General features: G+C 55.6%; 25 protein-coding genes. 17 read left to right on the forward strand and 8 right to left on the reverse strand.

Features of this window, described 5'->3' with window-relative positions; all coding sequences use genetic code 11:
• Positions 1–133 precede the first annotated feature (133 nt).
• The 7 genes from H1D41_RS13550 to H1D41_RS13580 all read left to right on the forward strand — a co-directional run bounded on the left by H1D41_RS13550 (position 134) and on the right by H1D41_RS13580 (position 7,585).
• Positions 134–1,207: a hypothetical protein gene (locus H1D41_RS13550; protein WP_228849410.1), complete on the forward strand. Its 1,074-nt coding sequence runs from the start codon at positions 134–136 to the stop codon at positions 1,205–1,207.
• A gap of 210 nt (positions 1,208–1,417) precedes the next feature.
• Entirely contained in the window at positions 1,418–2,548 is a 1,131-nt protein-coding gene (locus tag H1D41_RS13555) for a hypothetical protein (protein WP_228849411.1), read from the forward strand.
• 83 nt (positions 2,549–2,631) lie between these two features.
• Positions 2,632–4,566 carry an ATP-binding protein gene (locus H1D41_RS13560; RefSeq protein WP_228849412.1) on the forward strand — a complete coding sequence of 645 codons (1,935 nt, stop codon included), beginning with the start codon at positions 2,632–2,634 and terminating at the stop codon, positions 4,564–4,566.
• A gap of 127 nt (positions 4,567–4,693) precedes the next feature.
• Positions 4,694–5,275 (forward strand): hypothetical protein, encoded by a 582-nt coding sequence (locus H1D41_RS13565; RefSeq protein ID WP_228849413.1) that lies wholly within the window; start codon positions 4,694–4,696, stop codon positions 5,273–5,275.
• Positions 5,272–6,606: a DUF6638 family protein gene (locus H1D41_RS13570; protein ID WP_228849414.1), complete on the forward strand. Its 1,335-nt coding sequence runs from the start codon at positions 5,272–5,274 to the stop codon at positions 6,604–6,606. The genes H1D41_RS13565 and H1D41_RS13570 overlap by 4 nt, the downstream gene beginning before the upstream one ends.
• A 12-nt stretch (positions 6,607–6,618) precedes the next feature.
• A complete protein-coding gene (locus H1D41_RS13575; protein WP_228849415.1) occupies positions 6,619–6,888 on the forward strand; it encodes a hypothetical protein in 270 nt (89 codons plus the stop codon).
• A gap of 7 nt (positions 6,889–6,895) precedes the next feature.
• Positions 6,896–7,585 carry a DUF1523 family protein gene (locus H1D41_RS13580; RefSeq protein WP_228849416.1) on the forward strand — a complete coding sequence of 230 codons (690 nt, stop codon included), beginning with the start codon at positions 6,896–6,898 and terminating at the stop codon, positions 7,583–7,585.
• 77 nt (positions 7,586–7,662) lie between these two features.
• Here H1D41_RS13580 and H1D41_RS13585 read toward each other — a convergent pair whose 3' ends face one another.
• From H1D41_RS13585 to deoC, 3 genes are read right to left on the reverse strand one after another with little or no spacing between them, the layout of a single operon-like run.
• Entirely contained in the window at positions 7,663–10,011 is a 2,349-nt protein-coding gene (locus H1D41_RS13585) for an aldehyde dehydrogenase family protein (RefSeq protein WP_228849417.1), read from the reverse strand.
• Complete coding sequence (locus H1D41_RS13590; protein ID WP_228849418.1) at positions 10,008–10,292, reverse strand: hypothetical protein; 285 nt, start codon at positions 10,290–10,292, stop codon at positions 10,008–10,010. Before H1D41_RS13590 ends, H1D41_RS13585 begins: the two co-directional genes overlap by 4 nt.
• A gap of 5 nt (positions 10,293–10,297) precedes the next feature.
• Positions 10,298–11,308 carry a deoxyribose-phosphate aldolase gene (gene deoC / locus H1D41_RS13595; RefSeq protein ID WP_228849419.1) on the reverse strand — a complete coding sequence of 337 codons (1,011 nt, stop codon included), beginning with the start codon at positions 11,306–11,308 and terminating at the stop codon, positions 10,298–10,300.
• A gap of 190 nt (positions 11,309–11,498) precedes the next feature.
• Between deoC and rpe the strand changes: the two genes are divergently transcribed.
• The 8 genes from rpe to H1D41_RS13635 all read left to right on the forward strand — a co-directional run bounded on the left by rpe (position 11,499) and on the right by H1D41_RS13635 (position 17,508).
• On the forward strand, positions 11,499–12,182 hold the full coding sequence (gene rpe, locus H1D41_RS13600) for a ribulose-phosphate 3-epimerase (protein WP_228849420.1): 684 nt from the start codon (positions 11,499–11,501) through the stop codon (positions 12,180–12,182).
• A gap of 531 nt (positions 12,183–12,713) precedes the next feature.
• Positions 12,714–13,007, forward strand: coding sequence for a hypothetical protein (locus H1D41_RS13605; protein ID WP_228849421.1), 294 nt, complete (start codon positions 12,714–12,716; stop codon positions 13,005–13,007).
• An 89-nt stretch (positions 13,008–13,096) separates the two neighbouring features.
• Positions 13,097–14,050, forward strand: coding sequence for a transaldolase (tal, locus tag H1D41_RS13610; RefSeq protein ID WP_228849422.1), 954 nt, complete (start codon positions 13,097–13,099; stop codon positions 14,048–14,050).
• Positions 14,051–14,146: 96 nt separating this feature from the next.
• Positions 14,147–14,968 (forward strand): bifunctional allantoicase/(S)-ureidoglycine aminohydrolase, encoded by an 822-nt coding sequence (locus H1D41_RS13615; RefSeq protein WP_228849423.1) that lies wholly within the window; start codon positions 14,147–14,149, stop codon positions 14,966–14,968.
• Between the two features lie 104 nt (positions 14,969–15,072).
• Positions 15,073–15,594, forward strand: a complete 522-nt coding sequence (locus H1D41_RS13620; protein WP_228849424.1) for a histidine phosphatase family protein — start codon at positions 15,073–15,075, stop codon at positions 15,592–15,594.
• A 223-nt stretch (positions 15,595–15,817) separates the two neighbouring features.
• The gene (locus tag H1D41_RS13625; protein WP_228849425.1) at positions 15,818–16,153 is read left to right on the forward strand and encodes a hypothetical protein; all 336 of its coding nucleotides are present in this window, start codon (positions 15,818–15,820) and stop codon (positions 16,151–16,153) included.
• Between the two features lie 582 nt (positions 16,154–16,735).
• The gene (locus H1D41_RS13630) at positions 16,736–16,996 is read left to right on the forward strand and encodes a YjhX family toxin (protein ID WP_228849426.1); all 261 of its coding nucleotides are present in this window, start codon (positions 16,736–16,738) and stop codon (positions 16,994–16,996) included.
• Positions 16,997–17,010: 14 nt separating this feature from the next.
• Positions 17,011–17,508 carry a GNAT family N-acetyltransferase gene (locus H1D41_RS13635; protein WP_228849427.1) on the forward strand — a complete coding sequence of 166 codons (498 nt, stop codon included), beginning with the start codon at positions 17,011–17,013 and terminating at the stop codon, positions 17,506–17,508.
• 55 nt (positions 17,509–17,563) lie between these two features.
• Here H1D41_RS13635 and H1D41_RS13640 read toward each other — a convergent pair whose 3' ends face one another.
• The 3 genes from H1D41_RS13640 to puuE all read right to left on the reverse strand — a co-directional run bounded on the left by H1D41_RS13640 (position 17,564) and on the right by puuE (position 20,887).
• Positions 17,564–18,886 (reverse strand): uracil-xanthine permease family protein, encoded by a 1,323-nt coding sequence (locus H1D41_RS13640; RefSeq protein ID WP_228849428.1) that lies wholly within the window; start codon positions 18,884–18,886, stop codon positions 17,564–17,566.
• A 73-nt stretch (positions 18,887–18,959) separates the two neighbouring features.
• Positions 18,960–19,463, reverse strand: a complete 504-nt coding sequence (locus H1D41_RS13645) for an ureidoglycolate lyase (protein ID WP_228849429.1) — start codon at positions 19,461–19,463, stop codon at positions 18,960–18,962.
• The gene (gene puuE, locus H1D41_RS13650; protein WP_228849430.1) at positions 19,460–20,887 is read right to left on the reverse strand and encodes an allantoinase PuuE; all 1,428 of its coding nucleotides are present in this window, start codon (positions 20,885–20,887) and stop codon (positions 19,460–19,462) included. Before puuE ends, H1D41_RS13645 begins: the two co-directional genes overlap by 4 nt.
• Before the next feature lie 151 nt (positions 20,888–21,038).
• Here puuE and uraH point away from each other — a divergent pair, with 151 nt between their 5' ends.
• Positions 21,039–21,392 carry a hydroxyisourate hydrolase gene (uraH, locus tag H1D41_RS13655; RefSeq protein ID WP_228849431.1) on the forward strand — a complete coding sequence of 118 codons (354 nt, stop codon included), beginning with the start codon at positions 21,039–21,041 and terminating at the stop codon, positions 21,390–21,392.
• On the opposite strand, the gene H1D41_RS13660 is transcribed toward uraH, so the two are convergent.
• Positions 21,393–22,034 carry a TetR family transcriptional regulator gene (locus H1D41_RS13660; protein WP_228849432.1) on the reverse strand — a complete coding sequence of 214 codons (642 nt, stop codon included), beginning with the start codon at positions 22,032–22,034 and terminating at the stop codon, positions 21,393–21,395.
• 158 nt (positions 22,035–22,192) lie between these two features.
• Here H1D41_RS13660 and H1D41_RS13665 point away from each other — a divergent pair, with 158 nt between their 5' ends.
• On the forward strand, positions 22,193–23,062 hold the full coding sequence (locus H1D41_RS13665; RefSeq protein ID WP_228849433.1) for an oxidoreductase: 870 nt from the start codon (positions 22,193–22,195) through the stop codon (positions 23,060–23,062).
• Positions 23,063–23,214: 152 nt separating this feature from the next.
• Here H1D41_RS13665 and H1D41_RS13670 read toward each other — a convergent pair whose 3' ends face one another.
• On the reverse strand, positions 23,215–24,135 hold the full coding sequence (locus H1D41_RS13670; RefSeq protein ID WP_228849434.1) for a LysR family transcriptional regulator: 921 nt from the start codon (positions 24,133–24,135) through the stop codon (positions 23,215–23,217).
• Positions 24,136–24,143: the final 8 nt, after the last annotated feature.

Genomic DNA, 24,143 nt, shown 5'->3' on the forward strand with positions numbered 1-24,143 from the left:
GGGTGCGGGGGCTGGCCCCCGCCTTGCAACCTGCAATTTTCCGACTTGTTCTGTCGATTTTCCCTGCCCAAATCTTCAAAAATCCGTTACCACGCCTATATAGGGTGCAGTAGTAAATGGATTAGGGAGCACTATGGCCGATTTTAACACGCAGATTCAGCAAAGCCAGCAACAGGTTTCAGAGGCCCAGGCCCAGATCGAGGCGATCACAAGCCGGATCGAAACCGCCCGGGCGAAAATGAAAGCCGGGGAAAGCGACATTGATATCGAAAACGCATCTTTGGATGATGTTCACGCCCACACAGACCTGATGAACGCAAATATCGCGGAACTCATCATGGGGCTTGATGATGTCACCGCTGGGTTTTCCAAAGAATTTGACGAGATGCGGTCAAAGACCGGCTGGGAAACCTTCGTTGGGATTTTCTCCAAGGGCAAATCCGAAGCCATGCGTCAGGAACGTATGCGCGAAGCTTCTGTGCAGGATAAACTGCAGGATCTGATCAGCAAATCTGATGTGATCGTCCAGCTTCTGGAAGGCCAGCTGACTGTTCTGAACGAACAGAAAACCAAAGTCTCCGGTAACCTTGAAGGCACGCTGGATGAACGCGAAATGGTTGTGGGTGAACTTGAAACGCTGAAAGCTGAAATTCAGGGCATGGATCCGAAGATCATTGAACTGGAAAACAAGATTTCCGTGGAACAGGACGCTGCTGCGCGCACGAAACTGGAATCCGAACTGGCCCGTCTTAATGAACAATACAATGAGATGGTTCAGCAGGAACAGGTGAAGATCGCCAAGTCACAGACCCTGGAACGCTATATCGAGAAAGGCAAAACCTGGGTCGATTCCCTGCAGAACCAGGCCGCGACGCAGATGGTGCTGATCAACAAACTGCAGACAGACACCAAGCAACGCGTGGTGCTGTATGATGCGCTGACCAGCTCTCTGAAAACCGCGCAGCAACAGGATGTTGCCCACCAGATCAACGAGATCGGCGTGGAAACAGACCAGAAAGCCCAAACTGCCATGGCCGCCATCGGGTCCGCCACCAATCAGCGTATGGCTGAAATGATGGAGAAACACGAAGACCACATGGTCTTTGCCCGTGAGGTGCTGGAGGCGAAAGCCAAGTCAGACGAACGTTTTGCCCGCCGCTTTGAGAAGATCGTCGAGAAGCACGATAAGAACCTCTACGGCGGATGAATTGGCAACTAAAAGCAGGCCTTGTGACCTTCGCGGGCCTGCTCCTTTATGTCGGACTGCGAAAGCTTGGCTTTGATCCCGCGGGACATTGGGCGTTGCCTTTGGCAGGGGTAGCGGTAGTTACTATACTCTGTGTCTGGCTCTGGGATTATATACTCTTACTTACCAGTCTTACAAAGGCGCTATTTTTGACACTCGGCAGGGCGTTCAATGACCGAAGTTAACCTCACCCGCGATCACAGTGACCTCTCGGACGGGCGGCTGGCGCGGCGGTATTTTGCGAAATTTCAGCGGATCACCCGCCATCTGACACGGGTGGCGGCGGTGATGCAGCAGGAACGGGAATATTCCAAAGCGGAAATGGCCGTGCTGACCCGCTATCTGTCCGGGCTGTCTTATACATTCCAGGCGCTGGCGACGAAATATCTGATGACGGGCCGAATGCAGGGCATGGGCGCGGGTGAGATGACGATTGACCGCAACGAAAGCGGTTTTCCGGTGCTTGCGGAGCTTCTGCGCATGGCCAATGACGCCAGCCAGGCCGAAAGCCATTTGCGCAATATGCCCTCAACGGAAGCCCTGAAAGACGATATGGTGCGCCAGATTGTCGGTGATCTGTCTATCCCGACAAAACTGCAATTCGCCCTGTCACAAAGGCTTTATTATGAAGAGCTTCTGAAAGGGGAACTCTTCTGGGCGTCCAACGACCCCGAAGCGCTCTGGCAGGGGAACATCGGGGAAGACCGCCGGGAATTTCTTGTGCATTGGGCGACCTGGGACAATCAGGTGAACCTGCCGGTGATCTATCTGATGACGCTTGAAGACAGCGGCCGCACGGCCCTGCCCAAAGACAGCCGCCGCTGGCCTGGTGTGCAACATCACCTGATGGCCCAGGCGATCAACGGGTTGAAACTGGTGACGATTGCCAAAGGGTTTGATGAGGATTTCGACGATCTGCATCCCAAACGCCTGCGCCGTATCCACATTGGTCCGATGTATTCCTCTGCCTTCACCCTCCAGCGCGGCCCGATCCGCGAGGTGCTGGAAAAAGCGCGCGCGCCTGTGGGCGATGACTGGGCGCTGGCCTGGACGGTTGAGGATCTGGAAAGCGAGAAAGTCCTGCAGGAGAAATCCGGCTGGTTTTCCACGGTGGATCGCGAAGTGTTTAAGCTGGATCCGTTCAGCGGCAAGGGCGTTGATACCGGTGCCACCCGCACGAAACGCGCGATCATCATGCCGGAACGCCCCTTCCAGGTGCTGGATGACATGCGGCCTGCCGGCTTTGCCAATGTTGAGAAATTTGTCGTCAGCGGGAAAGGGCGTGTGCTGCGCTATCGCTGAACCTGACGCAGAGAATTTAATGCCTCCGGCGGGAGTATTTTTCGCAAGATGAAAGGGGGCGCTGCAATTAAGAGGGAAGAGTTATGAGCCATTCATCCGATCAGATGGAACTGCGTGAAGACGATATTCGCAAACATTATGATGCTGCCGGGAACATGCTGGCAGGGATTGATCACACGCCGCGGATTGGCAAGGGGCGTGAAGCTGCACCTGTTGCGGGTGGGTCATCCGGTATTCCGACACGCAGGCGGTTCCGGTCGACGACGCCCGGCCTTGTGACGCGATCCACAGCGCGACCTGAAGGCGTGCAGCTGATTGCGCGCATTGAAGGCCTGGGGGGGGATGATCCACTGACCTCACCGCTGGAAGCGACCGTGTTGAACGACCTGCGCCGGGCGATTTCGATTGCATTGGCCGTGGCAGAAAACTTTGGTGAGGCGACCGAACTTGCGGCCATGAAGCGTGACAATCTGCAAGGTGTTTTGGGCGATGATCGCAAGGCGGCGTTTAGCGAACTTCTGACGGCAGAGGCCCTTGTCACCCTGTCCGTATTTGCCAATGCCGCATCCTTTTTGCTGGCCTCACATGCGACAGAGGTCACCGCCGATATTGGTGAGGTTGAGGAAGTTCTGACGGACAATGGCCAGCTTGCCCTGCATGGTGCGTTGTGGGAGCTGGACCAGGAATTGTCGGCGCTGGCGGAAGAAGAAAAGCTTGTCGCCACGATCATGTCTTTCTGTGAAAAGTTGATGGAAAAGGTCAGCCTGCGCGCACAAAATGCCGGGCGGCTTGAGGCGTTTCACAATGCGTCCTGGAAGGTCGAAGCAGATGATCTGACTATCGCGGGTTTCACCCCGGCGCGTGCCGCCAAGGGCAGCAAGTTGACCATGAACTTCAAAAAACCCAATGAGGTCGTCGGCAACCACATCGCGAAATATCAGGCTATGAAACTGGCGAAAATGGTCATGGCCTATGACTTTGAACGCAAGCTTAATCCGTTTGCCGAACTGGGCGGTTTCATCTTTACCTTTATGGGTGATGGCAAGCCGGGCACGGGTAAAACCACGCTGATCCAGATGATGGCCGGGCTGATCAATGATTACTGTCAGGTCGCGGGCTATCCCTTCCGCTATCAGAACCTGTCGACCGATAATATCGACAGCTATCAGGGTAAATCCGGCCAGAACGCCAAGGCCTTTATCAACAATGTGCTGGACCCGAATGTCATCGGCTTCGGCACGATTGATGACATTGACCAGCTGGCAGGCAAACGCGGCGATCGTCAATCTTCCGCAGGCCAGCTGGAAATCACCGCTGTTTTGATGGAAAGTTTCGCCGGTGCCAATACGGTTGTGCGGGGGAACTGCACCTTTGGCATGTTCTCGAACTACCCGGAAAACGTAGATGATGCGCTGCGTCAACGGGCGGGGGCGCGCTTCCTTGTGGATGGGCCGCAGACGCGGGAAGATTACATTGATATCCTGTCGCTCCTGATGGGTAAGAACCATGATATTCCGGTGGGCGACCATGAGCTGTTCTCGGCCCAGGAAATCAAAAAAGCCGTTGCCGCCAGCTTTGAAGGCCATGCCCGCCCGCATGAGGCGGGGCTGCTGAATGTCTTTGACAAGGTCAACTCGGAAGTAGGCGCGCTGGATACTATCGCCAAGCTCGGCACCTATCTGAAGGCGATCCAGCAGGCGGATGAACGTTTCACGGGCCGTGCGATCAAGAACATCACGGATGCGGTGAAAGTCCGGGCGATGGATTTTGAACTGCCGGATGAATGGATGGAAAACCCGGAACTCTTCCTGTTCAAAGACTACGCGGCCAAGCTTGCGATGATCAATGACATGCGCCAACCGATCACGGTGGAGATGGTGATCCAGGAAATCAACCGCTACGCCGACAGTGAATTCCGCTATGCCGATAAGTCGGATGAAATGGCGATTGACAACGCCGTGCGCGAGATGGGCCGGATGGAAGAGGCGAAGCGGCGCTATCTGGAGGGGAAAGGGTGATCGCATTTCGCTCTGTCCCTTCCGGGCTGCAAGCCCGGTTCACGCCCGACCCCGCCCCCCAGGGCGGGCGTGAAATACGCCCACCCTCGGTGCCGGGCGCGAACCTTTGTGTTGATCGGAAAATAATATGAAGGTGATAATCGGAGTGTACCGAACTTTATCAGTTTGGCTTGTTGTTCCGGTACTCATGGTGACTTCCGTATTGTGGTGGTATGGGGTTCACCCGGACGATCTGGATGAATTTATCGGAAAATATCAAAATCTGACAATCGCGTTAGGTACTTTACTTATAGTTTTTGTGTTGGCTGTCTTAGGAACATATTTAGCAAATGTTTCCGCCGAAAAACGAGAAGAAACAAATAGAAAAGTCCAGTCTGAACTCCAAATTGCTCAGTTTCGGCAAGCTTGGATAAATCAAATGCGAGACGATATTTCTGAGTTCACACACCTGAGTTTCGTTAGAAGTGGAGGTGTCGTCGACAAGAAGATTTCTTGGCTCTATTTTAAGATTGGAATGAGCTTGAATACTGAAGAAGATCTGGCGAATTCTCTAGGGGCAGCAATGCATAGCGCTACCCAATGCCCTGAGACTGATAAGGCCGATGCTTCGGACGCAGTTGCTAGAGCTGGGCGGGAATATCTCAAAAAAGAGTGGAATCGCCTAAAAAAAGATATTCGTGATGCTCAGTTGTTGAAGGAAGATAAATGAAACGTCTCATCCAACATGGTCTGATGTTTGGCAATCTGATTGAGGTCTCCTCGCCTGCTCTGGTCGCGCGATACAATCGGGCGCTCGAAAGTCTGACGGGGAAGACCACAAGCCTCACGGATTTCCACATTGATATTTCCGGTTATTCCCCCGAGATCGGGGATGAGCTGGGCGATCATCTTTATATGAACCACGGGGGCTGTAACCGGCAGTTTATTCTGCTGACCACAGACCAGAAAACTGCGCCGCTCTTGAATGCGCAGTTCTCGACCTCGCGCGGGATTTTGCGGCAGTTTATTGAACGCAATGAAAGCCAGCTGTTTGCCCTGACCACACGGGATGCGGTGGCGGGGGAGTTGTTGAATTCCGTCTATGCCGTCGATGATCCGCTGGCGCTGTTTGACATCCGCCAGATCACGATTGAGGCCGACACGACCGAAGCGCATGTGTCTGACGCGAACCGCCTTGAAGGCATGATCAACCGTTTCCGCAATGAAGATGACGGCTGGCTTGATGATGTGCTGATCGCGGATATGATTACGCTGGCGAAGAAAACCGGCGATGTGACGCGCCAGCCGATCGCCCTGAAAACGCCAATGTTTAAGCAGGAAAACTTCTGGAGTGCCCATTTTGGCGGTGTCTATCTGTTCCAGAACATGGATCACCCGGCGCTGATTTCACGGGAAGATAAGGAACCGCTTGGCAATAAGCTTCCGATCAAACATGTGTTTGATTTTGATAACAGAAATCAGGTTGCGAAATTTCTTGAGTATAACGATCTGGTGGAACCAATTGTGAAGGCGCGAGGTGTGGATGCGGCGGCGATCCTGCAGCAGAAGATGGATTTCATCGTTGTCGATGTGGCCGCAGATGCAGGCGAAGACCTGTCTGGTGCAACACGTCGCGACATCCGGGCCTTAGCTCGGCGATACGGGCGCGACCTGCCGCAGGAATTCCACGGGCTGGCGGACCTTTTGCGCTGGGCGAATGGCGCGGGGAAATGGCCGAAGATCACATCGGAACACCCGGCCTATTTCTACACCCTGCGTGCGCGCAATCATGCGGATAAGGATCTGGTGAATATGTTGCTTGCGGAACTGTCACCCAAAGACATCCGTCAGCTGTTCATCTGTCACAAGGAACGGTTTTACCGCGATTACATGTCCTGGCCCGATGCCAAGAAAGGATATGTGGCGGAATTCCTTGCGCGTGATTATATGGTAGATAAGGCCGGTGCCCGTGCAGCCCTGTTTGGCGGTGAAACCCCGATGGAAGGGGAGACACCGAAACAGGTGCAGCGGTTCACCGGGCCATGGGGCGGCGCAGTATAAAAGGAGGCTGAAATGGGTTTAATACGTCTGATTATCTTTGGCTTCCTCGGGATGACGGTCGCCTATTGGCTGGTGTCCTGGTATTCGCGCTCTGTGCGGCTGGAACGCCTGGAAAAAGAATGGGACGCCGATCCGCAGGGGGATGATGCCGCACGTCAGGCGCATCTGGATGCGGGTATGGCGTCTTATGAAAACGGCTTTCGCAAGAAGCTGATATTGCTGATTTATGTTGTGCCGGTGGTCTTTGTGATCACGGCCTTCTTTGTGACGAATACGAACTGAGGGACCAATGCTGCAGAGAATTAAATTCGGACTGAAAGTCCTTCTGATCATCATCATGGGCGGGTTTTTCCACTATGTGCTGCCGCAACATGATGTGGTGCGCGTCACCTCAACCGAGATCATTCGTCAGGATTTTTCCTGGTATAACCGCATGTTCTACGCTCAGGCTGACAGTGGCAATGTGGAAGGCACGAACCGTGATATGCGCCTGATCAACACTGTGCGCCGCAAGACCTGGATCTGGGGATTCTTCCGTCGTGAAAGTGAAGAAGTCATGGTTTACCGGAACGAGGATACCGGCTGGATCTGGCCGCCGTATTTTAAGTTCGACAGTTCTAACCTGCAGGCGGAATCTGCGGCGCTTGCTGCGTCTGGCGGGCAGGAACAATGGGCTGTGATCACCCATTACGGCTGGCGCAACAAATTGCTGACGGTTTTCCCGAATGCTGTGTCAATCAAACCGGTAGCCGGGCCTGATGTGCGGGTGATCCCCTGGTTTAACGTCTTTTTCTTCAGCTTCCTGATCATCGGCTGGCTGTTCCTGCGCGCCGCCTGGCGGCAGTTCCGGGAACGCAACCTTGATCCGACACTGAATGCGATTGACGAACATGTGGACGCGGCACAGGACCGGGCGCAGGGTGTCTGGGGGCGCTTTATGGCCTGGATCAACACCTGGCGCGGTAAGCCCCGAGTTTAACGGATCAGAGTTTCAAAACATAAAAGCCCCGCCGGATATGTGATCCGGCGGGGCTTTTGTTTGACTGTCTGCGGGTCTTATTCGCCGTAAGGAATCCAGATGTTTTTCACTTCTGTTGCGGCCTCAAGGAAGGGGCGCATATCCGGGGCGTTCCAGTCGCGCGCCTGGCCATTGTTGACCCAGGTGCGTTTCAGGTTGCCTGCGGAACGGGCCTCGATATCGGCGGAAATATCGGAGGAAGAGAAGCTCCAGACGGCATCCACATCCAGGTGATCCGCTAAGGTTTTGGCGAGTTCCGCGTGATCACCGGTGATGATGTTCACAACACCTGCGGGCACGTCAGAGGTTTCCAGCACCTGGTAGAAATCCGTCGCCGCAAGCGGGAAGGCGTGTGAGGCCACCGCGACGGAAGCGTTCCCCATGGCCATGGCTGCGGTCACGGATGTCACAAGACCCAGCAGCGGCGCATCATCCGTGCAGAGCATGCCGATGGTGCCCACGGCTTCTTTCATCGCAAGTGCGACACCACGGATCGGCACGCCATGGGCCTGACCATCGTATTTGTCCGCCCAGGCCGCAGCAGTGAACAGTGCGCTGACAGAGGCTTCGACTTCCGCTGCGCCGGTTTTCTTGCCGGACATGGCGTCCAGGCGGGCTGCAAATTCATCCGCACGGGCCGACAGATTTTCACCGACATAATACAGGATCTGCGCGCGCAGATGACCTGATGTCTTGCCCCAGGTGGAACGCGCTTTCGCGGCGGCTTCCACAGCGTTGCGGATGTCCTTGCGGCTGCCAATGCCAACGTGGCCCAGCAGCTTGCCCTTCGGCGACCAGATCGCCTGAGATTGGCCCGCATCCGGACGCGCCTGTTTGCCACCGATATACATCTTAGCAGTGCGATCAATTGTGTCGGCAGCATTCGCTGTGCCCGGCGCATATGGCGCGATTGGGGCCAGCTTTTTCACAGCAGTTGCAGGTTTCGTATAGGCCGCCAGACCTTCCCAGCCGCCTTCACGGCCAAAGCCACTTTCGCGTACACCACCAAAACCGGCGGCGGCATCAAACAGGTTGGTCGCGTTGGTCCAGACCACGCCTGCTTTCAGCTTGGGCGCGATGTCGAGCGCGAGGTTTACGTTTTCAGTCCAGACAGACGCGGCCAGACCGTAGCGGGTGTTATTGGCGACTTCGACAGCTTCCGCCGGGGTGCGGAAGGTGGTGCCGACCAGCACAGGGCCGAAGATTTCTTCCTGCATCAGGGTGGCTGCCGCATGCAGGCCGGTGATCAGAGTTGGCGGGTAGTAACAGCCGCCTTCCGGCAGATCGCATTTCGCCTGATGCACGTCGCCCTCGCTGCCATGGGTATCGACCAGCGATGTGATCCGGTCCAGCTGTCGCTGATCAACAATCGCGCCAACATCAATGCATTTGTCCAGTGGATCACCGATGCGTAGCTTGTCCATCCGGGCGCGCAGTTTGGCATAGAATACCTCTGCGATCCCTTCCTGCACCAGCAGGCGGGAACCGGCACAACAGACCTGACCCTGGTTAAACCAGATCGCATCCACAAGGCCTTCGACAGCGCTGTCGATATCCGCATCATCAAAGACGATGTAGGGGGATTTGCCGCCAAGCTCCAGGGTCAGCGCCTTGCCAGACCCGGCGGTGAGTTCGCGAATGCGACGCCCCACAGCGGTGGAACCTGTGAAGGCAACCTTGTTCACGTCGGTATGCGTGACAATCGCTTCGCCCGTGGCGCCATGGCCGGTGACGATGTTGACAACACCGGCAGGCACGCCGGCCTGCTGGCAGATCTCAGCAAAGAACAGCGCCGTCAGCGACGTGTATTCTGCAGGTTTCAGAACTACGGTGTTGCCCATGGCCAGCGCAGGTGCGACTTTCCATGCCAGCATCAGCAGCGGGAAATTCCAGGGGATGACCTGGCCACACACGCCCAGGGCCTCACGCCCCTGCATTTCGGTTTCTGCCAGTTGCGCCATGCCTGCGTGGTAATAGAAGTGACGCGCGACAAGCGGAATGTCGATGTCACGGCTTTCGCGGATCGGTTTGCCGTTGTCCATGGTTTCCAGCACAGCCAAAATGCGGGCATGTTTCTGCACAAGGCGGGCGATGGCATAAAGCACTTTTGCGCGCGCATGGCCGGACGTTTTGGCCCAGGAAGCCTGCGCTTTGCGCGCGGCTTTTACGGCGCTGTCGACGTCATCTGCGCTGCCTTTGGACAGATCTGCGAGGAAGGTGCCATTGGCCGGGTTGTGGCTTTTGAAACCTGCGCTGGCTTTGGTGAATGTGCCATTGATGAAATGGCCGAAGCTGCGGTTGTTGGCCTCAAGCCAGGTCAGGGCTTCTTTATTGCCCTCAGGGGCTGCGCCATAATCCATGGTTTTGAAAATCTCTGCGATGGTCATGAGTTTGTTTTCCAGATTACAAAGGCGATGTTGAAGGTGATAAACAGCGCCCAGAGAAGATAGTGCGGCAAGCGCGTGATGTTGTAGAGTTTGCGGTAGACTGTCAGTGTATCGTTACATCTGTCGATAGGAGGGGGCGTATACCAGGGGTGATCTGCAACAAGGTTGCGATCTTCCTGCGGTAATCCCGAGACGGCGCGTGACAAGGTTTTGCGTCGCCACCAGGTCAGGCCGATGCTGGCCCCGATTACTGCGATAGATATGTACCCGCTAACAGACATACTGGTTACCCGATGGCATGGCGGTTGGCGGCGGAGTAACGGCCGGTGAGGTGGTGTTCAAGCTGGCGTTCAATATCGCCCAGAAGCGACGATGCGCCAAAGCGGAACAGATCCGGTTGCAACCAGCGATCGCCGAGCTCTTCCTTGATCAGGGCCAGATAAGTGATCGCGTCTTTCGCTTTGGAAATGCCGCCCGCAGGCTTGTAGCCCACACGGTAGCCTGTCCATTCATGGTAATCCCGGATCGCCCGGATCATCACAAGGCTGACGGGCAGGGTGGCGTTGACGCTTTCCTTACCGGTCGATGTCTTGATGAAATCCGCACCGGCCATCATGCAGATCATGGAGGCACGGGCGACATTGCGCAGGGAACCTAACTCGCCGGTGGCAAGGATCGCTTTCACATGGGCATCGCCACAGGCACGGCGGAATTCTTTCATTTCGTCATACAGCGCCTGCCAGTTCTGGGTCAGAACGTGACGGCGGGAAATGACGATGTCGATCTCTTCAGCCCCGGCTTTGACGCTTTCTTCAATCTCAGCCACGCGCAGGTGGACGGGCGACAGGCCGGCCGGGAAACCGGTAGAGACCGCAGCCACGGGAATACCAGTGCCATGCAGTGCCTTCACCGCGGTTTCGATCATATCGTGATAGACGCAGACCGCGCCGGTTTTCAGATCCGGCAGGCCCAGTTCATTCAGCGTGTCTTTTGCCACCGGCTGACGCGCCTTGGCGCAGAGGCGGCGTACGCGGCCTTCGGTGTCATCGCCAGACAGGGTGGTCAGATCGATCATGGACACGGCTTTCAACAGCCACGCCGCCTGATGATCCTTTTTCACGGAACGACGGCCGGGCAGGGTGGCACAGCGGCGTTCCACAGCTGAGGTATTCACTTGCACCGCCATCACGCGATCCAGATCCAGGTCGGTGCCGGGATTGCGGGGTTCGTGCAGTTGCGGCAGTCCTGCGGCGGAGGCCTGCAATTCACTTGTGTTACTTGTCACTTCGGTCTGCATTCAGCTGTCTTTCAAGGCGGTGGCGTAAAGCGTGAAAATGTCATGACAGCGCAAACAATGCAAGCTGGCTGCGCGGTATATGACGGCTTCCTGACTATTTGGTCAATTTATCCGGAATTTCACGCAGGCGGCTTTCTTCATTGAGGGAATCGTGTATGGAGAGGGAAATTATCCTCAGGAGACCTGCGCCATGTCCTTTGACCGTTCCCTCAAGATCGCCCCGTCGATTCTTTCCGCTGACTTTGCGAATTTCGGTCAGGAAATTCAGGCAGTGGAGGCCCAGGGGGCTGACTGGATCCATGTTGATGTGATGGACGGGCATTTTGTACCAAACATCACCTTTGGCCCGGACACCTGCAAAGCCATTCGTCCGCATATTAAAACCGTGATGGATGTGCATCTGATGATCGCACCTGCGGATCCTTATATCGAGGCGTTTGCCGCATCTGGTGCGGATTACATCACGGTGCATGTCGAAGCCGGCGCACATACGCATCGTACCCTGCAGGCCATTCGTGGCGCCGGCGCGAAAGCTGGCATTGCGCTGAACCCCGGAACGCCTGCGTCGGCGGTGGCATCTTTGCTGGATATGGTGGATCTGATCTGTGTGATGACTGTGAACCCCGGCTTTGGCGGGCAGAAGTTCATTCACAGCTGCGTTGAGAAAGTGGCTGAACTGCGATCCATGATCGGGGATCGTCCGATCCATATCGAGATCGACGGCGGCGTGACACCTGAGACTGCGCCGCTTGTGCGTGCGGCGGGTGCGGATGTTCTGGTGGCCGGGTCTGCGGTGTTCAAGGGTGGTTCCGTTGCAGATCCTGCGCCATATGGTGAAAACATCCGTGCGATTAAGGCGGCCTGTAAAGAATAAAAGGGAGGGGGCCAGCCCCCGTCCCTGCGGGACTCCCCCGGAGTATTTTGGGAAAGATGAAGATACAGGTTTTGCCGGTGCAGAGGAAACTCTGCCCGGTTTTTCGTTGTCTGATTGGTATGGAAGTTCAGCCGTTGATAAAATGGCGACGCCGCCCATACGGAGGATGAGACCGGGGTGGAAAAACCCGGTGAGGAAGCTTATTTCGCCCGGTATTTTATCGGGCCTCGTTCCGTTTATGGTTCCCGGGTTGATGGTCCGGGATGCGATCGATCAGGTGTAAGACTGCCAGCTATATGCTAACAGAAAGAAAGTTCAGCGTACGGTGGAGCGATGTTAGCAATTTTCAAACGATGGTTCGCGGGGAAGCCGCCGCGGGACTCCGGCGGATCAGGGGACGATGACGTTTTCACAATCTGCCTTGCTCCGGACCGGTTTCGTTTACACCACGTCCGGCAAACGCGGCAGGGAAATGGCTATTGGGTCACTTCACAGCTGGCCTCTGAGGCGGGGGGTGCACGGGATTTTATCGTGGGTTACCTGTTTGATCAAAATGGGGAGATGATCGCTGCAGATGTTGTGGATCTCGACCTGAGAAAAGGTGGGTGTAAGGGGGTACCTGCGGGACAGATTGAAGCCATGCTGAAGAAACTGGAAGCTGTAAAGAGAACGGCCATAAGGGTGCAGCCGTTTTCCTGTGAATTTTATGGGCACAGTTTTGGCCTGATTCCCCGCGAAGGTGAAGCTGCCATGCTGATTGATGCTATGCCTGGGCATACGCTGATGTTTTATGGCCCCTGGGAACGCTGCAATTACGACAGTTGATCTGCAAGGCGGTTGTTTTTTGCGCTGTCAGCTCTGCCGGATTTCCCCTATACTGCGCGCAAATTCTCATTCTTCACAGGACTCACATCATGTCATCTGCGCTTGAACAGCTTCGCTCTATGACCACCGTTGTTGCCGATACCGGCGATATTGCCGCGATTGAACGCCTCAACCCGATTGACGCAACCACCAACCCTTCCCTGATCCTGAAAGCGGCAACCATGCCGGAATATGCGGATCTGGTGCAGGCGGCGATTGGGCGCGTGGATCGTGCGGGTAAGACTGACGCACAGGTTGTTGAAGATGCGATTGATCAGATCGCCGTTGGCTTTGGTCAGCAGATCACAGCGCTGGTTCCGGGCCGCGTGTCCATCGAAGTTGACGCGCGCCTGTCTTATGACACAACCGCGACCATCGCCAAAGCACGCCGCATTGTGGCGCTGTTTGATGCGGTTGGCGTTGATAAATCCCGTCTGCTGATCAAGATCGCCGCCACCTGGGAGGGTATTCGTGCGGCGGAAGTTCTGGAAAAAGAAGGCATCAACTGTAACCTGACGCTGATCTTTGGCTTTGCTCAGGCCCGTGCCTGTGCCGAAGCCGGTGCTTTCCTGATTTCTCCTTTCGTGGGCCGTATCCTGGACTGGTTCAAAAAGGCCAACCCGGGCACTGAATATACTGCCGAAACCGATCCGGGTGTTGTGTCTGTGACCGGCATTTACAACTGGTTCAAGACCCATGGTTATCCAACCGTTGTGATGGGTGCGAGCTTCCGTAATACCGGCGAAATCAAATCCCTTGCTGGCTGTGACCGTCTGACAATCAGCCCGGCGCTGCTGGACGAACTGGCCGCTGATGATGGCGCGCTGCCCCGTATGCTGGAAGATAAAGGTGCAACGGCTGACCGTCCCGCCGCTTTGACTGAGGCTGCGTTCCGCTGGGATATGAATGAAGACGCGATGGCGACTGAAAAGCTTGCTGAAGGCATCCGTGGATTTGCCCGCGACAGCGAGAAGCTTGAGAAAATCATCGCAGACATGATCTGATTATCAAAGAATTCAAGTAATTCTTTCTGAAAGGCCGGGCGGGAAATCCTCCGGCCTTTTGCTTATGTTAGGGGGAACCGAAAGAGAGGGAAAACCATGTCAGGCAATTATTTCGCACCCACTGGCGGGCATCCGGGACAGACAGAGGTTATGACCGATCGCGCCGTGTTTAAAACGGCTTATGCTGTGATCCCCAAAGGGGTGATGCGCGATATTGTGACGTCAGTTTTTCCGCATTGGACCGACACGCGGGCCTGGATCATCGCACGGCCTTTGTCTGGCTTTGCTGAAACCTTTTCGCATTACATTATGGAGGTGGCGCCGGGCGGTGGCAGTGACACGCCTGAACCTGATGCTGAGGCTGAGGGCGTGCTGTTTGTTGTTGCGGGCCAGATTGATCTGACGATCGAAGGGCAGGCCCATGTTCTGAGCGAGGGCGGTTATGCGTTCCTTGCGCCAGGGGCGGATTGGGCTGTGACGAACACCACCTCCGCGAACGCGACCTTCCACTGGATCCGGAAAGCCTATGAAGTGGCGCAGGGCGTTTCTGTGCCGGAGAGCTTTGTTTCAAATGAAAGCGACATGGTTCCAAATGTCATGCCTGATACAAATGGCGCCTGGTCGACCACGCGCTTTGTTGATCCCGCAGATCTGCGTCACGACATGCATGTAACGATTGTGAATTTTGAACCAGGTGGGAGCATTCCTTTTGCCGAAACCCATGTGATGGAACACGGGCTTTATGTGCTGGAAGGCAAAGCGGTTTATCGGCTGAATGATGACTGGGTCGAGGTTGAGGCTGGCGATTACATGTGGCTGCGCGCTTTCTGCCCGCAGGCCTGTGTTGCTGCCGGGCCGGGGCGTTTCCGCTATTTGCTGTATAAAGATGTGAACCGTCATCCAAAGCTGAAACTTTAAAAGCTTTACACAACCTGTGCGGCGAAGTTTAAAGTTTTGCAGGGTCCCGGCGTTTTTCAAAAACGCCGGGTAAATTTCTTTGAAAGAAATTTGGGGGCGGTGACATGAATGTTCTGTATCTGCGGCATGGTCAGACCGACGGGAATTTACAAAATCTCTGTGTCGGGCAGATGGATATGCCTCTCAATGCAAAAGGTCTTGTACAGGCGGAACAGGCGGCGCAGTCCTCTCGCCTTGCAGAGATCCGTTCAATTGTCGCCAGCCCTCTGATACGCGCGCGCCAGACTGCGGAAGCTGTTTCCGTCGCGACAGGATTAACTGTGGCATTTCATGGTGGGTTGAAGGAAGTCTGTATGGGATCCTGGGAAGGCCTGCCTGAGGATGATCCCGGGATGTACGCGCGTTGGATCGCCGGGGAAACACCTGAGGGTGCGGAAAGCTGGATTGGGTTTTCTGCCCGGGTGCGCCATGCATTTGAAGAGATCATTCAGAAACAACATGCTCCTCTGATCGTTGCGCATTGCGCCGTGCTCTGGGCGATCCGGGATGGGCTGGGGCTGCCTGTCGACAGCGAACTGGGCAATGGGGAATATATGACGCTGGATATTCCTGCGGATTACTTGTGAGCGGGACGAAATCTGGTTGAAGAGGAGTCGGACAGATCTTATGCGACAACCAATAAGGGGTGAGGAACACAATCTGCGAGGGGTGAAACAGATTTTTTAAAGCAGAAACATATTTTGTGCGCGGCGTCACGATGTGTCATTTTATGCGGCCGAATTTTTTGAAATCTGGTGCAGTAATAGGCATTTTTTATTCAGCTGGTTTCGTGCTTTCTGGTGTCAGGAAATGAAACATCAGAAAGGGAGATCAGAGATGAAATGCGAAATATATAAGAAAGCAGGCATCAAGGCCCTTGTCATAGCCCTGGCAACAACATTGATGGCAGGTCAGGCAAGTGCTTGTATTTACAACGCCCAAAAATCCCTTTCATTCCCGGATCAATCCGCGAAATCTGTACAGCAACAGCTAAGCTTTTCCTTCTCAAACAGAGGGCCAGGTAAGCTGCAATCCAGTGACAGCAAACGGTTGTTTGCTTCGGTTGGAAAAGATGTTGTGCGTTCCAAAAATTTGCCCGCACAGAAAGAGGACGCAGCACGCACTGTTGTAAAATTGCGTAAATAACCTGCTGCGCGGGTTCGGTATCCCGGACGCAAAGATGTTTTCACGATCAGGCATATTATCTCCATCCAGTCGCCAGTTCTGAAGAACAGCATTTGCAGTTTCGGGGGCGCACCTATCTTCTCCTCGGGTGCGCCAAATATTTGCAGAGATGCAATGTCGTTCTGAACGATCCTGTCACCCCCCCCAGTGCGGCGGTATCGTTCAGACTTGTCAGTCGGTGTGGCAATGCCATGCTGACTGACGCAAGTCGGACCTGCCAGTCCCGCCAGCTTTGTGGAATTCTCTGTCGGGAACCGTCACGAACTGTTTTGGCAGGGCCGACTCACTTACCGTCGCCTGAAACAGGTGGCGGTTTTTTTGTTGCGCAGCTGCGGGGGGGGGCGACAATACAGGCGTCTGGTGCCATGCGGGCCTTCTGGCTTGTGTTCTGCCGGGGCTTGTGCTTGTTTTACGTGACCTGAACATGACAGGAATTGTCGATGCGCGAGCTTGTAACACAGAACTGACTTCCCTGAGGGAGTCCTGAGACAGACCATCTGGCGGGACCGGAGGGTTTTTCTGTGTTCTGAATACAGGCTTACGATGAATATCTCAAAACAGGAACAGCGCGTGTTGCACGTGCTGGCACAAGGCGGGCATATCCGCTTTGAACGGGCGTCAGACGGGCGCGTGACGGAAGCGGACTGCTTTACGCATAATGGCATGATATACAGCGATATGACGCTGGCGATCCTGCAGAAACTGAAACGAAAACGATTGATTGAATCTCGCAATTCCAGCCCGTACCGGATTTCCGGCAAAGGGCGGCGATCCGTGCGGTCGCGGATGGATAACCGGATATGACAGGAGAGAACGAAATGAAGATACGTGATGAAAAACCCGCAGATTTTGCCTCGATGGATCGCGTTTGCGAAGCCGCATTCGCGACGGTCTCGTATGGCAGTCCTCATGATTCAAAGATCACAGGGCTGTTGCGAGACGCTGGCGCGCTGGCGGTGTCCTTGGTCGCGGATGAGGCGGGCGCGATTCTTGGTCACGTCAGTTTTTCGCCCGTGATCATCGGAGACACTGGCAAGGGTTGGTTCTGCCTTGGCCCTGTGGCTGTCGCGCCGGATCAGCATGGGACGGGCATCGGATCAAAGCTGATCCGGGACGGGCTTGCACGCTTAAAGGAAATGGGCGCGCTGGGCTGTGTGCTGCTGGGCAATCCCGCCTATTATGCACGGTTTGGTTTTGACGTTCAAAACGGCCTGCTTATGGATGGCGAAGCCAGCCCTTACCTTCAGGTGCTGACTTTCCAAGGCGACGCGCCAGGTGGCGAGGTCACGTTTCATCCGGCTTTCTTTGAAGGCTAGATACAAAAACGCCCCGGTCAGATGGCCGGGGCGTTTGCTTGGATATGGAGGTTGATCAGTCGATCTCGTCTGGCAGCACCAGGTTCAGAACCACAGCCATCAGCGCGGTTGGCGCAACGGCAGAGGTTGCCAGAACCTTAAGAACGCCTGGCAGATACTGCACTGCAGTTGGCACAAGGTTCAGGCCCAGACCGGCAGCAAGTGAAATCGCGATGATGATCATATTGCGGCGGTTCATGTTGACTTCGGTCAGAACATTCAGACCGGCGGATGCCACCATGCCGAACATCACGATCACACCACCGCCGAGAACCGGCAGAGGCATGGATGCGATGACAGCGCCGATTTTGGGCAGCAGACCACAGATGATCAGGAAGATCGCGCCGATGGTCACAACATGGCGGCTCATAACGCCGGTCATGCCAACGATGCCAACGTTCTGGCTGAAGGATGTGTTTGGCAGACCACCAAAGACAGAAGCCACAGCCGTGCCCAGACCATCGGCATAGGTCGCGCCTGCGATTTCCTCGTCGGTTGCATCGCGTCCTGCACCGGCTTTGGTGGTGGCAGAGGCATCGCCCACGGTTTCGATTGCGGAAACGACGGAGATCAGGGTGACAGCAACAACTGCGCCAAGGTTGAATTCAAACCCGTACGGCATGACGTGGATGGAAGTGATCCAGTCGGCACCCGCGACTTTGTCAAAGCTGACCATGCCCAGCATATAGGCCAGGATGTAAGATACGATCATGCCGATCAGGATTGCGGCGTTGGAAATTGTGCCTTTGGTCCAGAATTTCAGGCCAAGCGCGACAACAACCACTGTTAAGGCAACAGACCAGTGTTTCAGGGAACCAAAGCTTTCGGCTTCCATCTGGAAGGGGGCAGCACCACCGGCGGCGTATTTGATCGCCACAGGGATCAGGTACAGACCAATCGCCAGAATGACGAGGCCGGTGACCAGAGGTGGGAACAGAAAACGCAGGTGCTGAATGACAGACCCCAGCGCAAAATGGATGATGCCACCGATCAGACAGGCTGTCAGCGCGACGCCCAGACCCTGTGTTGCAGCGATACCGGCCAGCACGCCAACGAAGGCAAAGCTTGTGCCCTGCATGATGGGCAGGCGTGCGCCAATGGGGCCAACGCCCACGGTCTGAAACAGGGTCGCGATGCCTGCAAACAGCATGGCCATCTGGATCAGGTAAACCTGTTCCGCGCCACCAAATGCAAGGCCCGCAGCCCCTGCGACGATGATGGATGGGGTGACGTTGGATGCAAACATGGCCAGCACGTGTTGCAGGCCAAGTGGTATCGCTGTTGCCAGCGGTGGTGTGTTGTTCGGATCGCGCATGGCGTCCGTTGTCATATCAGTCATTGGTTTCTCCTCCCGTTTGACTGTCCCTCGGTGGTCCTTGCAGACCCTTTTTGTAAGGCCGTTGAAACGGCTCTTATTCTGGTTTGGCGACTGTCCAGGTCGTGTCAAACCAGTGTTCTTCCAGGTTATCAGCCGCATCACCTTCCGTGGCGATCCGGTCGATGACCGCAAACAGGCCCGGCGCGTGCAGAGGTGTCAGAACTCCGTGCCAGGTGTTGCGGTGAAAATTGATAGCCTGTCCCGCTTCGGTCAGAAACGCGCGGGGCGTGCCCGGTTTGCCGCCTTCATCGGGTGCGACGATCACCAGAAACCCATGTTGGGTCATCGGCACAAAAGCCTGACAGCCCAGCGGGTGGCGTTCCATCATATCCAACGTGTAGGGCAGGGCGCGGGGCGTTGCGTTAAACAGGCTGACACCCATGCGCCCGCCGTCAAAATCAATATGTGCCTTGTCGTGATACCGGCCACACATGCCCTGATTGATCATCACATCCGGTTCGCCTTCGATCTGCATGAGATCACCGAAAGGCGCGAAAGCGTCGCGCGTCATGGGTTCGGTATGAAGGGGGCGGGTCATAGCGCGCTCTCCAGGCTATCAGAAAGACGATACCAGGCGATGCGTTCCACCTGTTTGCAGGCCTCAGCAAATTCTGTGGCGCTGTCATTGCTGATGCGCCGTTCAAACGCCGCCATGATTGACGCCTTATCATTGTCGCGCACGGCGATGATGAAAGGGAAGCCGTGTTTGGCAACATATTCGCTGTTTTGGCGCGTGAAGGTGTCACGTTCCTGATCTGTCAGCATATCAAGACCGGCGCTGGCCTGTTCCGATGTGCTTTCGTCTGTCAGGCGACCGGCGGCGGCGAGCTTGCCAGCCAGGTCCGGGTGGGCGTTCAGAACCCCAAGGCGGGCGTCATGATCCGCGGCACGGAAGGCACGACACAGCAGGCTGTGAACGCCTTCAAGGCAATCATGCGCCGGGCCTTTTTCAAGATCATGGGCATTTTCGGCAACCCAGGCGGAGTGTTCAAAGATGCCGCCATAGGCCGCGACAAAGGCTTCGCGTGACATTTGCGATGGCCGGGCCCATTGCGCAGGGGCCGGGTGATGTTCCTGCCAGTGTCGCGCAATGTCGATGCGACGCGGGAACCAGACATCTTCATGGGACATAGCGTATTCAATGAAGTCGCGCAGGGCCTCAATCCGGCCAGGGCGACCCAACAGGCGGCAGTGAATGCCGATCGACATCATCTTTGCTTTGCCCTCTTCGCCTTCGCGATACAGCGCATCAAAGCTGTCACGCAGGTAGCTGAAGAACTGATCGCCACAGTTAAAGCCCTGCGGCGTGGCGAAACGCATATCGTTTGCATCCAGCGTATAGGGAATGATCAGCTGATCGCGGCCATTGTGGTGGCGCCAGTGCGGCAGATCATCGTCATAGGTGTCCGAGATATAATCAAAACCGCCCTCGCTCGTGACGATGTCTACAGTGTTGACGGAACAGCGGCCCGTGTACCAGCCGGTGGGGCGGGTGCCTGTGACTTCGGTATGCAGTTTGATCGCGGCTTCCATATCGGCGCGTTCGGTTTCCACATTGGCGTCTTTATATTCGATCCACTTCAGCCCGTGGCTGGCGATTTCCCAATCGGATGCCAGCATCGCCGCGACTTGTGCGGGGGAACGGGCCAAGGCCGTTGCAACGCCGTAAACGGTTGGACGGATCTGCATTTCATTGAACAGACGGTGCAAACGCCAGAAGCCGGAACGCGCGCCATATTCATAGATGCTTTCCATGTTCCAGTGGCGCTGGCCGTACCATTGCGCGGCCCCGACGATTTCGGACAGGAAGGCTTCGGATGCCTCATCCCCATGCAGAACGCAGTTTTCCCCGCCTTCTTCATAATTCACCACAAATTGCACAGCAATTTTCGCCCCGCCGGGCCATTTCGGATCGGGGGTATTTGCGCCATAGCCAAGCATGTCACGCGGGTAATTCTGCACGATTTTTCCTCATTCGCGGATTGTTGATTTGATGTTAGCTTAAAATAATCTTTCGCACCTTCAAAATTTTCCTCAAACTGTTTCCCATGAGTGCAACTTTCCCGAAGGGAAAAATGCAGGCAAAACGGTTAAAACTGCAGGAGACGCAAAAATGGCTGGCTGGTTAAGCACACATGTTCTGGATACGGCAAAGGGCTGCCCGGCAGACGGCATTAAGATTGAACTGTATAAGGTCACGGGAAATTCTCACAAAAAGATTGCAGAAAGCGTGACCAATGCAGATGGGCGCACCGACAGTCCGATCCTGCCGGAAGGCCAGTTTAAGACCGGCACCTATGAGCTGATCTTTTTTGCGGGCGATTATCTGCGCGCCACCGGCCAGGTGGACGAGGACATTCTGTTCCTTGATCAGGTGCCGATCCGCTTTGGTATGAATGAAGACAGCCACTATCACGTGCCGCTGCTTCTGTCGCCTTACGGCTGTTCAACCTATCGCGGCAGTTGATCAGGCAATGCCCCGGGCGTAACCTGTCAGGATCTGGTGGAATTCATCCCTGAATGAGATAAAGGAATGGTTCAGCCCCGCCTGTTCTGATGCCTCGCGTACAATTGCGCTGCGGTTGGTTATAGGCCAAAGCCCGGCAAGAATGACATAAGCGGTGCGAATGAACAGCACCGCTTTCATTTTGTCCGTGACGATGTTCAGATCCAGCAGGACATTGCACCAGTCTTCCAGCTGACGGGCTGATTCCTGTTTGATGGCGATCAGGGCTTCTAGGCTGATATTCTGTTCAAGATTTGCCCCCATATCACTGGCAAGCTTGCAGAACAGCGGACGTTTCACACAAAGATCAACATAGGCGGCGGCTGCCTCTGTCAGATCCCGGCAACCGGCCAGGGCCACGCGCATGTCTTCGGCCATGGTTCTGGATTCGCTCATCAGAAGCCAGGCCAGAATCTCTTCTTTGCTGCGGAAATAGCGGTAGAAAGCGGATTTGGTGATCCCGGTTTCGGCCGCGATCCCCGCAAGTGTCAACGCGTCCGGACCATCCCGCAGCGCAACCTGGCGGGCAGCTATAAGAATTTGCTGCTTGCGCACTGATTTTTGTTCAGGTTTTCGGGCGCGTATGAATTTTTCTTTTTCCATAAGGGTTTGTGCCATATCTGATCGTGGGGCGAAAGATTGGAATACTGATCTGAAGCCTGGTGTCGCCTGTTCTTCCATACAAAATTCCGACAAATCTCATTTAAGAGAATTATATTCACTTAAATGGGGCAAGTATGAAACACCGGAGGTTGAATGATATGCCTGATCTGACCGGTAGGGTTTCAGTTGTAACAGGTGGGAATGTCGGGCTGGGGTTTCGGTCTGCGCTGGAACTGTGCCGGAATGGGGCTGATGTTGTCATTGCCTGCCGCCGCCCGGATGCGGGACAGGCCGCGATCACGCGCATTCTGGCAGAGGTACCGGATGCCCGGATTCGCTGCATCGCCATGGATCTGACGGATTTTACTTCGGTACAGCGGTTTGCAGATGAGTTTTGTGAAGGATACGCACGGCTTGATATTCTGCTGAACAACGCGGGTGTCGTGAACCTTGAAGAGCTGCGTCACACAGCGGATGGCCATGAGATGCATATGGCGACGAACCACTACGGGCATTTTGCATTGACGGGGCATCTGTTTGGCCTGCTTTGTGCCACGCCCGGGGCACGGGTGGTGACTGTTTCCAGCGGCGGTTACCGGGCGGGGGAGATCCGTTTTGATGATATGGACTGGCGCAAGCGGCCTTATTCCCGGCTGAAGTCTTACGGCACCAGCAAGCTTGCGAATGTGTTGTTCATGCGTGCCCTGCAGCGCCGGTTTGAAGCCGCCGGGGCAGATGCGATCTCGCTTGGTGCGCATCCGGGATTAAGCGGGACAGAGCGGCAGCAAAGCATCGGCATGGGCGGATGGCTGACACGCATTCTGGCATCCCCTGTTGCGATCGGGGTGGCCCCACAGTTATGTGCCGCAACATGCCCCACTGCACAGGCGGGAGAATATTATGGCCCGCGCTTCGGGATCCGCGGCGCGCCCCGGGCCGAAGAGATCAAACCGGTCGGTTGTGACGACGATACGGGTGAAAAGCTCTGGGGGCTGTCCGCTGAGGTGACCGGCGTGTCTTTTGGCTGACCGGGATCCCGGAAAATCCTTGTTCACATTTTGGTTCGTCAAATATCCCGGGGTGTTCCGCAGGGACGGGGCAGCGCCCCCGCAGGCGCAGCCTGCCCGGCCCAACAGGGGGTGTATTCTCTGAATACGTGCCCCTGGCGGGAGCCACCCGGTCAATTCAGGTCAGAACTTCCCTGAAACAGAGCCTTCACCCGGTCTGCCATGAAATCAATAAACAGGCGGGATTTTGGGTCCTGATGGCGGCGGTGGGCGTAAAGCAGGGCCAGCTGCACGGGTTGGGGCGGGGTTTCTGTGGCGACGGGCACAAGCCGGCCTTCCGCCAGGTGTTGCGCCACTTCAAAATGCGGTTTCAGCACAATCCCCTGACCTTCCAGCGCCCAGTTGGTCAGTACATCGCCGTCATCGGTTTCAAACGGGCCGGTGATGGCAAAGCGCTTTGGGCCTTGCGGGGTTTCAAGTAGCCACTGAAATTCCGGCGCACCAGGGAAGCGCAGAATCAGGCAATCATGTTTCTGCGCTACAAGATCCGCACCATTCTGCGGCATGCCACGGGCTTTGATATATTCAGGTGACGCACAGAGCAGGCGTTCACAATCCGCAATTTTACGGATCTTCAGGTTGCTGTCTTCCGGTGTGCCCAGAAAAAACGCCACATCCAGGCCTTCCTGGGTCAGATCAATACGCCGGTCAGACAGGCGCAGGCGCACGTCAATCAGCGGGTATTCTTTGGTGAACTCCGGCAGAAGCGGCGCGATATAGCGTCGCCCAACACCCAGAGGGGCTGCGATATACAGGGACCCACGGGGATTGCTGGTGACATCGGAAATCGCAGCTTCGGCATCTTCCACGGCCTCAATAATGCGCTGGGCCCCCTCATAGAAGATCTTCCCTTGTTCAGTGGCATTCAGGGACCGGGTTGTGCGTTGAAACAGGCGCACATTCAGGTGATTTTCGAGCTGCGAAATTCTGGAAGAGGCCACGGCAGGGGAAATGCGCTGATCGCGGGCGGCAGCAGACATGGACCCAAGTTCATACACGCGCACAAAGGTACGGATGTTTTCAAAGTAAGACATGTCTGTTT

Source organism: Halocynthiibacter styelae, from assembly GCF_016123485.1.
GTDB lineage: Bacteria > Pseudomonadota > Alphaproteobacteria > Rhodobacterales > Rhodobacteraceae > Halocynthiibacter > Halocynthiibacter styelae.

Excerpts from the sequence above, each read along its gene's own strand:
- H1D41_RS13550 (WP_228849410.1), top strand. The coding sequence starts at position 134 with ATGGCCGATTTTAACACGCAGATTCAGCAAAGCCAGCAACAGGTTTCA.
- H1D41_RS13555 (WP_228849411.1), top strand. The coding sequence starts at position 1,418 with ATGACCGAAGTTAACCTCACCCGCGATCACAGTGACCTCTCGGACGGG.
- H1D41_RS13560 (WP_228849412.1), top strand. The coding sequence starts at position 2,632 with ATGAGCCATTCATCCGATCAGATGGAACTGCGTGAAGACGATATTCGC.
- H1D41_RS13565 (WP_228849413.1), top strand. The coding sequence starts at position 4,694 with ATGAAGGTGATAATCGGAGTGTACCGAACTTTATCAGTTTGGCTTGTT.
- H1D41_RS13570 (WP_228849414.1), top strand. The coding sequence starts at position 5,272 with ATGAAACGTCTCATCCAACATGGTCTGATGTTTGGCAATCTGATTGAG.
- H1D41_RS13575 (WP_228849415.1), top strand. The coding sequence starts at position 6,619 with ATGGGTTTAATACGTCTGATTATCTTTGGCTTCCTCGGGATGACGGTC.
- H1D41_RS13580 (WP_228849416.1), top strand. The coding sequence starts at position 6,896 with ATGCTGCAGAGAATTAAATTCGGACTGAAAGTCCTTCTGATCATCATC.
- H1D41_RS13585 (WP_228849417.1), bottom strand. The coding sequence starts at position 10,011 with ATGACCATCGCAGAGATTTTCAAAACCATGGATTATGGCGCAGCCCCT.
- H1D41_RS13590 (WP_228849418.1), bottom strand. The coding sequence starts at position 10,292 with ATGTCTGTTAGCGGGTACATATCTATCGCAGTAATCGGGGCCAGCATC.
- deoC (WP_228849419.1), bottom strand. The coding sequence starts at position 11,308 with ATGCAGACCGAAGTGACAAGTAACACAAGTGAATTGCAGGCCTCCGCC.
- rpe (WP_228849420.1), top strand. The coding sequence starts at position 11,499 with ATGTCCTTTGACCGTTCCCTCAAGATCGCCCCGTCGATTCTTTCCGCT.
- tal (WP_228849422.1), top strand. The coding sequence starts at position 13,097 with ATGTCATCTGCGCTTGAACAGCTTCGCTCTATGACCACCGTTGTTGCC.
- H1D41_RS13615 (WP_228849423.1), top strand. The coding sequence starts at position 14,147 with ATGTCAGGCAATTATTTCGCACCCACTGGCGGGCATCCGGGACAGACA.
- H1D41_RS13620 (WP_228849424.1), top strand. The coding sequence starts at position 15,073 with ATGAATGTTCTGTATCTGCGGCATGGTCAGACCGACGGGAATTTACAA.
- H1D41_RS13625 (WP_228849425.1), top strand. The coding sequence starts at position 15,818 with ATGAAACATCAGAAAGGGAGATCAGAGATGAAATGCGAAATATATAAG.
- H1D41_RS13630 (WP_228849426.1), top strand. The coding sequence starts at position 16,736 with ATGAATATCTCAAAACAGGAACAGCGCGTGTTGCACGTGCTGGCACAA.
- H1D41_RS13635 (WP_228849427.1), top strand. The coding sequence starts at position 17,011 with ATGAAGATACGTGATGAAAAACCCGCAGATTTTGCCTCGATGGATCGC.
- H1D41_RS13640 (WP_228849428.1), bottom strand. The coding sequence starts at position 18,886 with ATGACTGATATGACAACGGACGCCATGCGCGATCCGAACAACACACCA.
- H1D41_RS13645 (WP_228849429.1), bottom strand. The coding sequence starts at position 19,463 with ATGACCCGCCCCCTTCATACCGAACCCATGACGCGCGACGCTTTCGCG.
- uraH (WP_228849431.1), top strand. The coding sequence starts at position 21,039 with ATGGCTGGCTGGTTAAGCACACATGTTCTGGATACGGCAAAGGGCTGC.
- H1D41_RS13660 (WP_228849432.1), bottom strand. The coding sequence starts at position 22,034 with ATGGAAAAAGAAAAATTCATACGCGCCCGAAAACCTGAACAAAAATCA.
- H1D41_RS13665 (WP_228849433.1), top strand. The coding sequence starts at position 22,193 with ATGCCTGATCTGACCGGTAGGGTTTCAGTTGTAACAGGTGGGAATGTC.
- H1D41_RS13670 (WP_228849434.1), bottom strand. The coding sequence starts at position 24,135 with ATGTCTTACTTTGAAAACATCCGTACCTTTGTGCGCGTGTATGAACTT.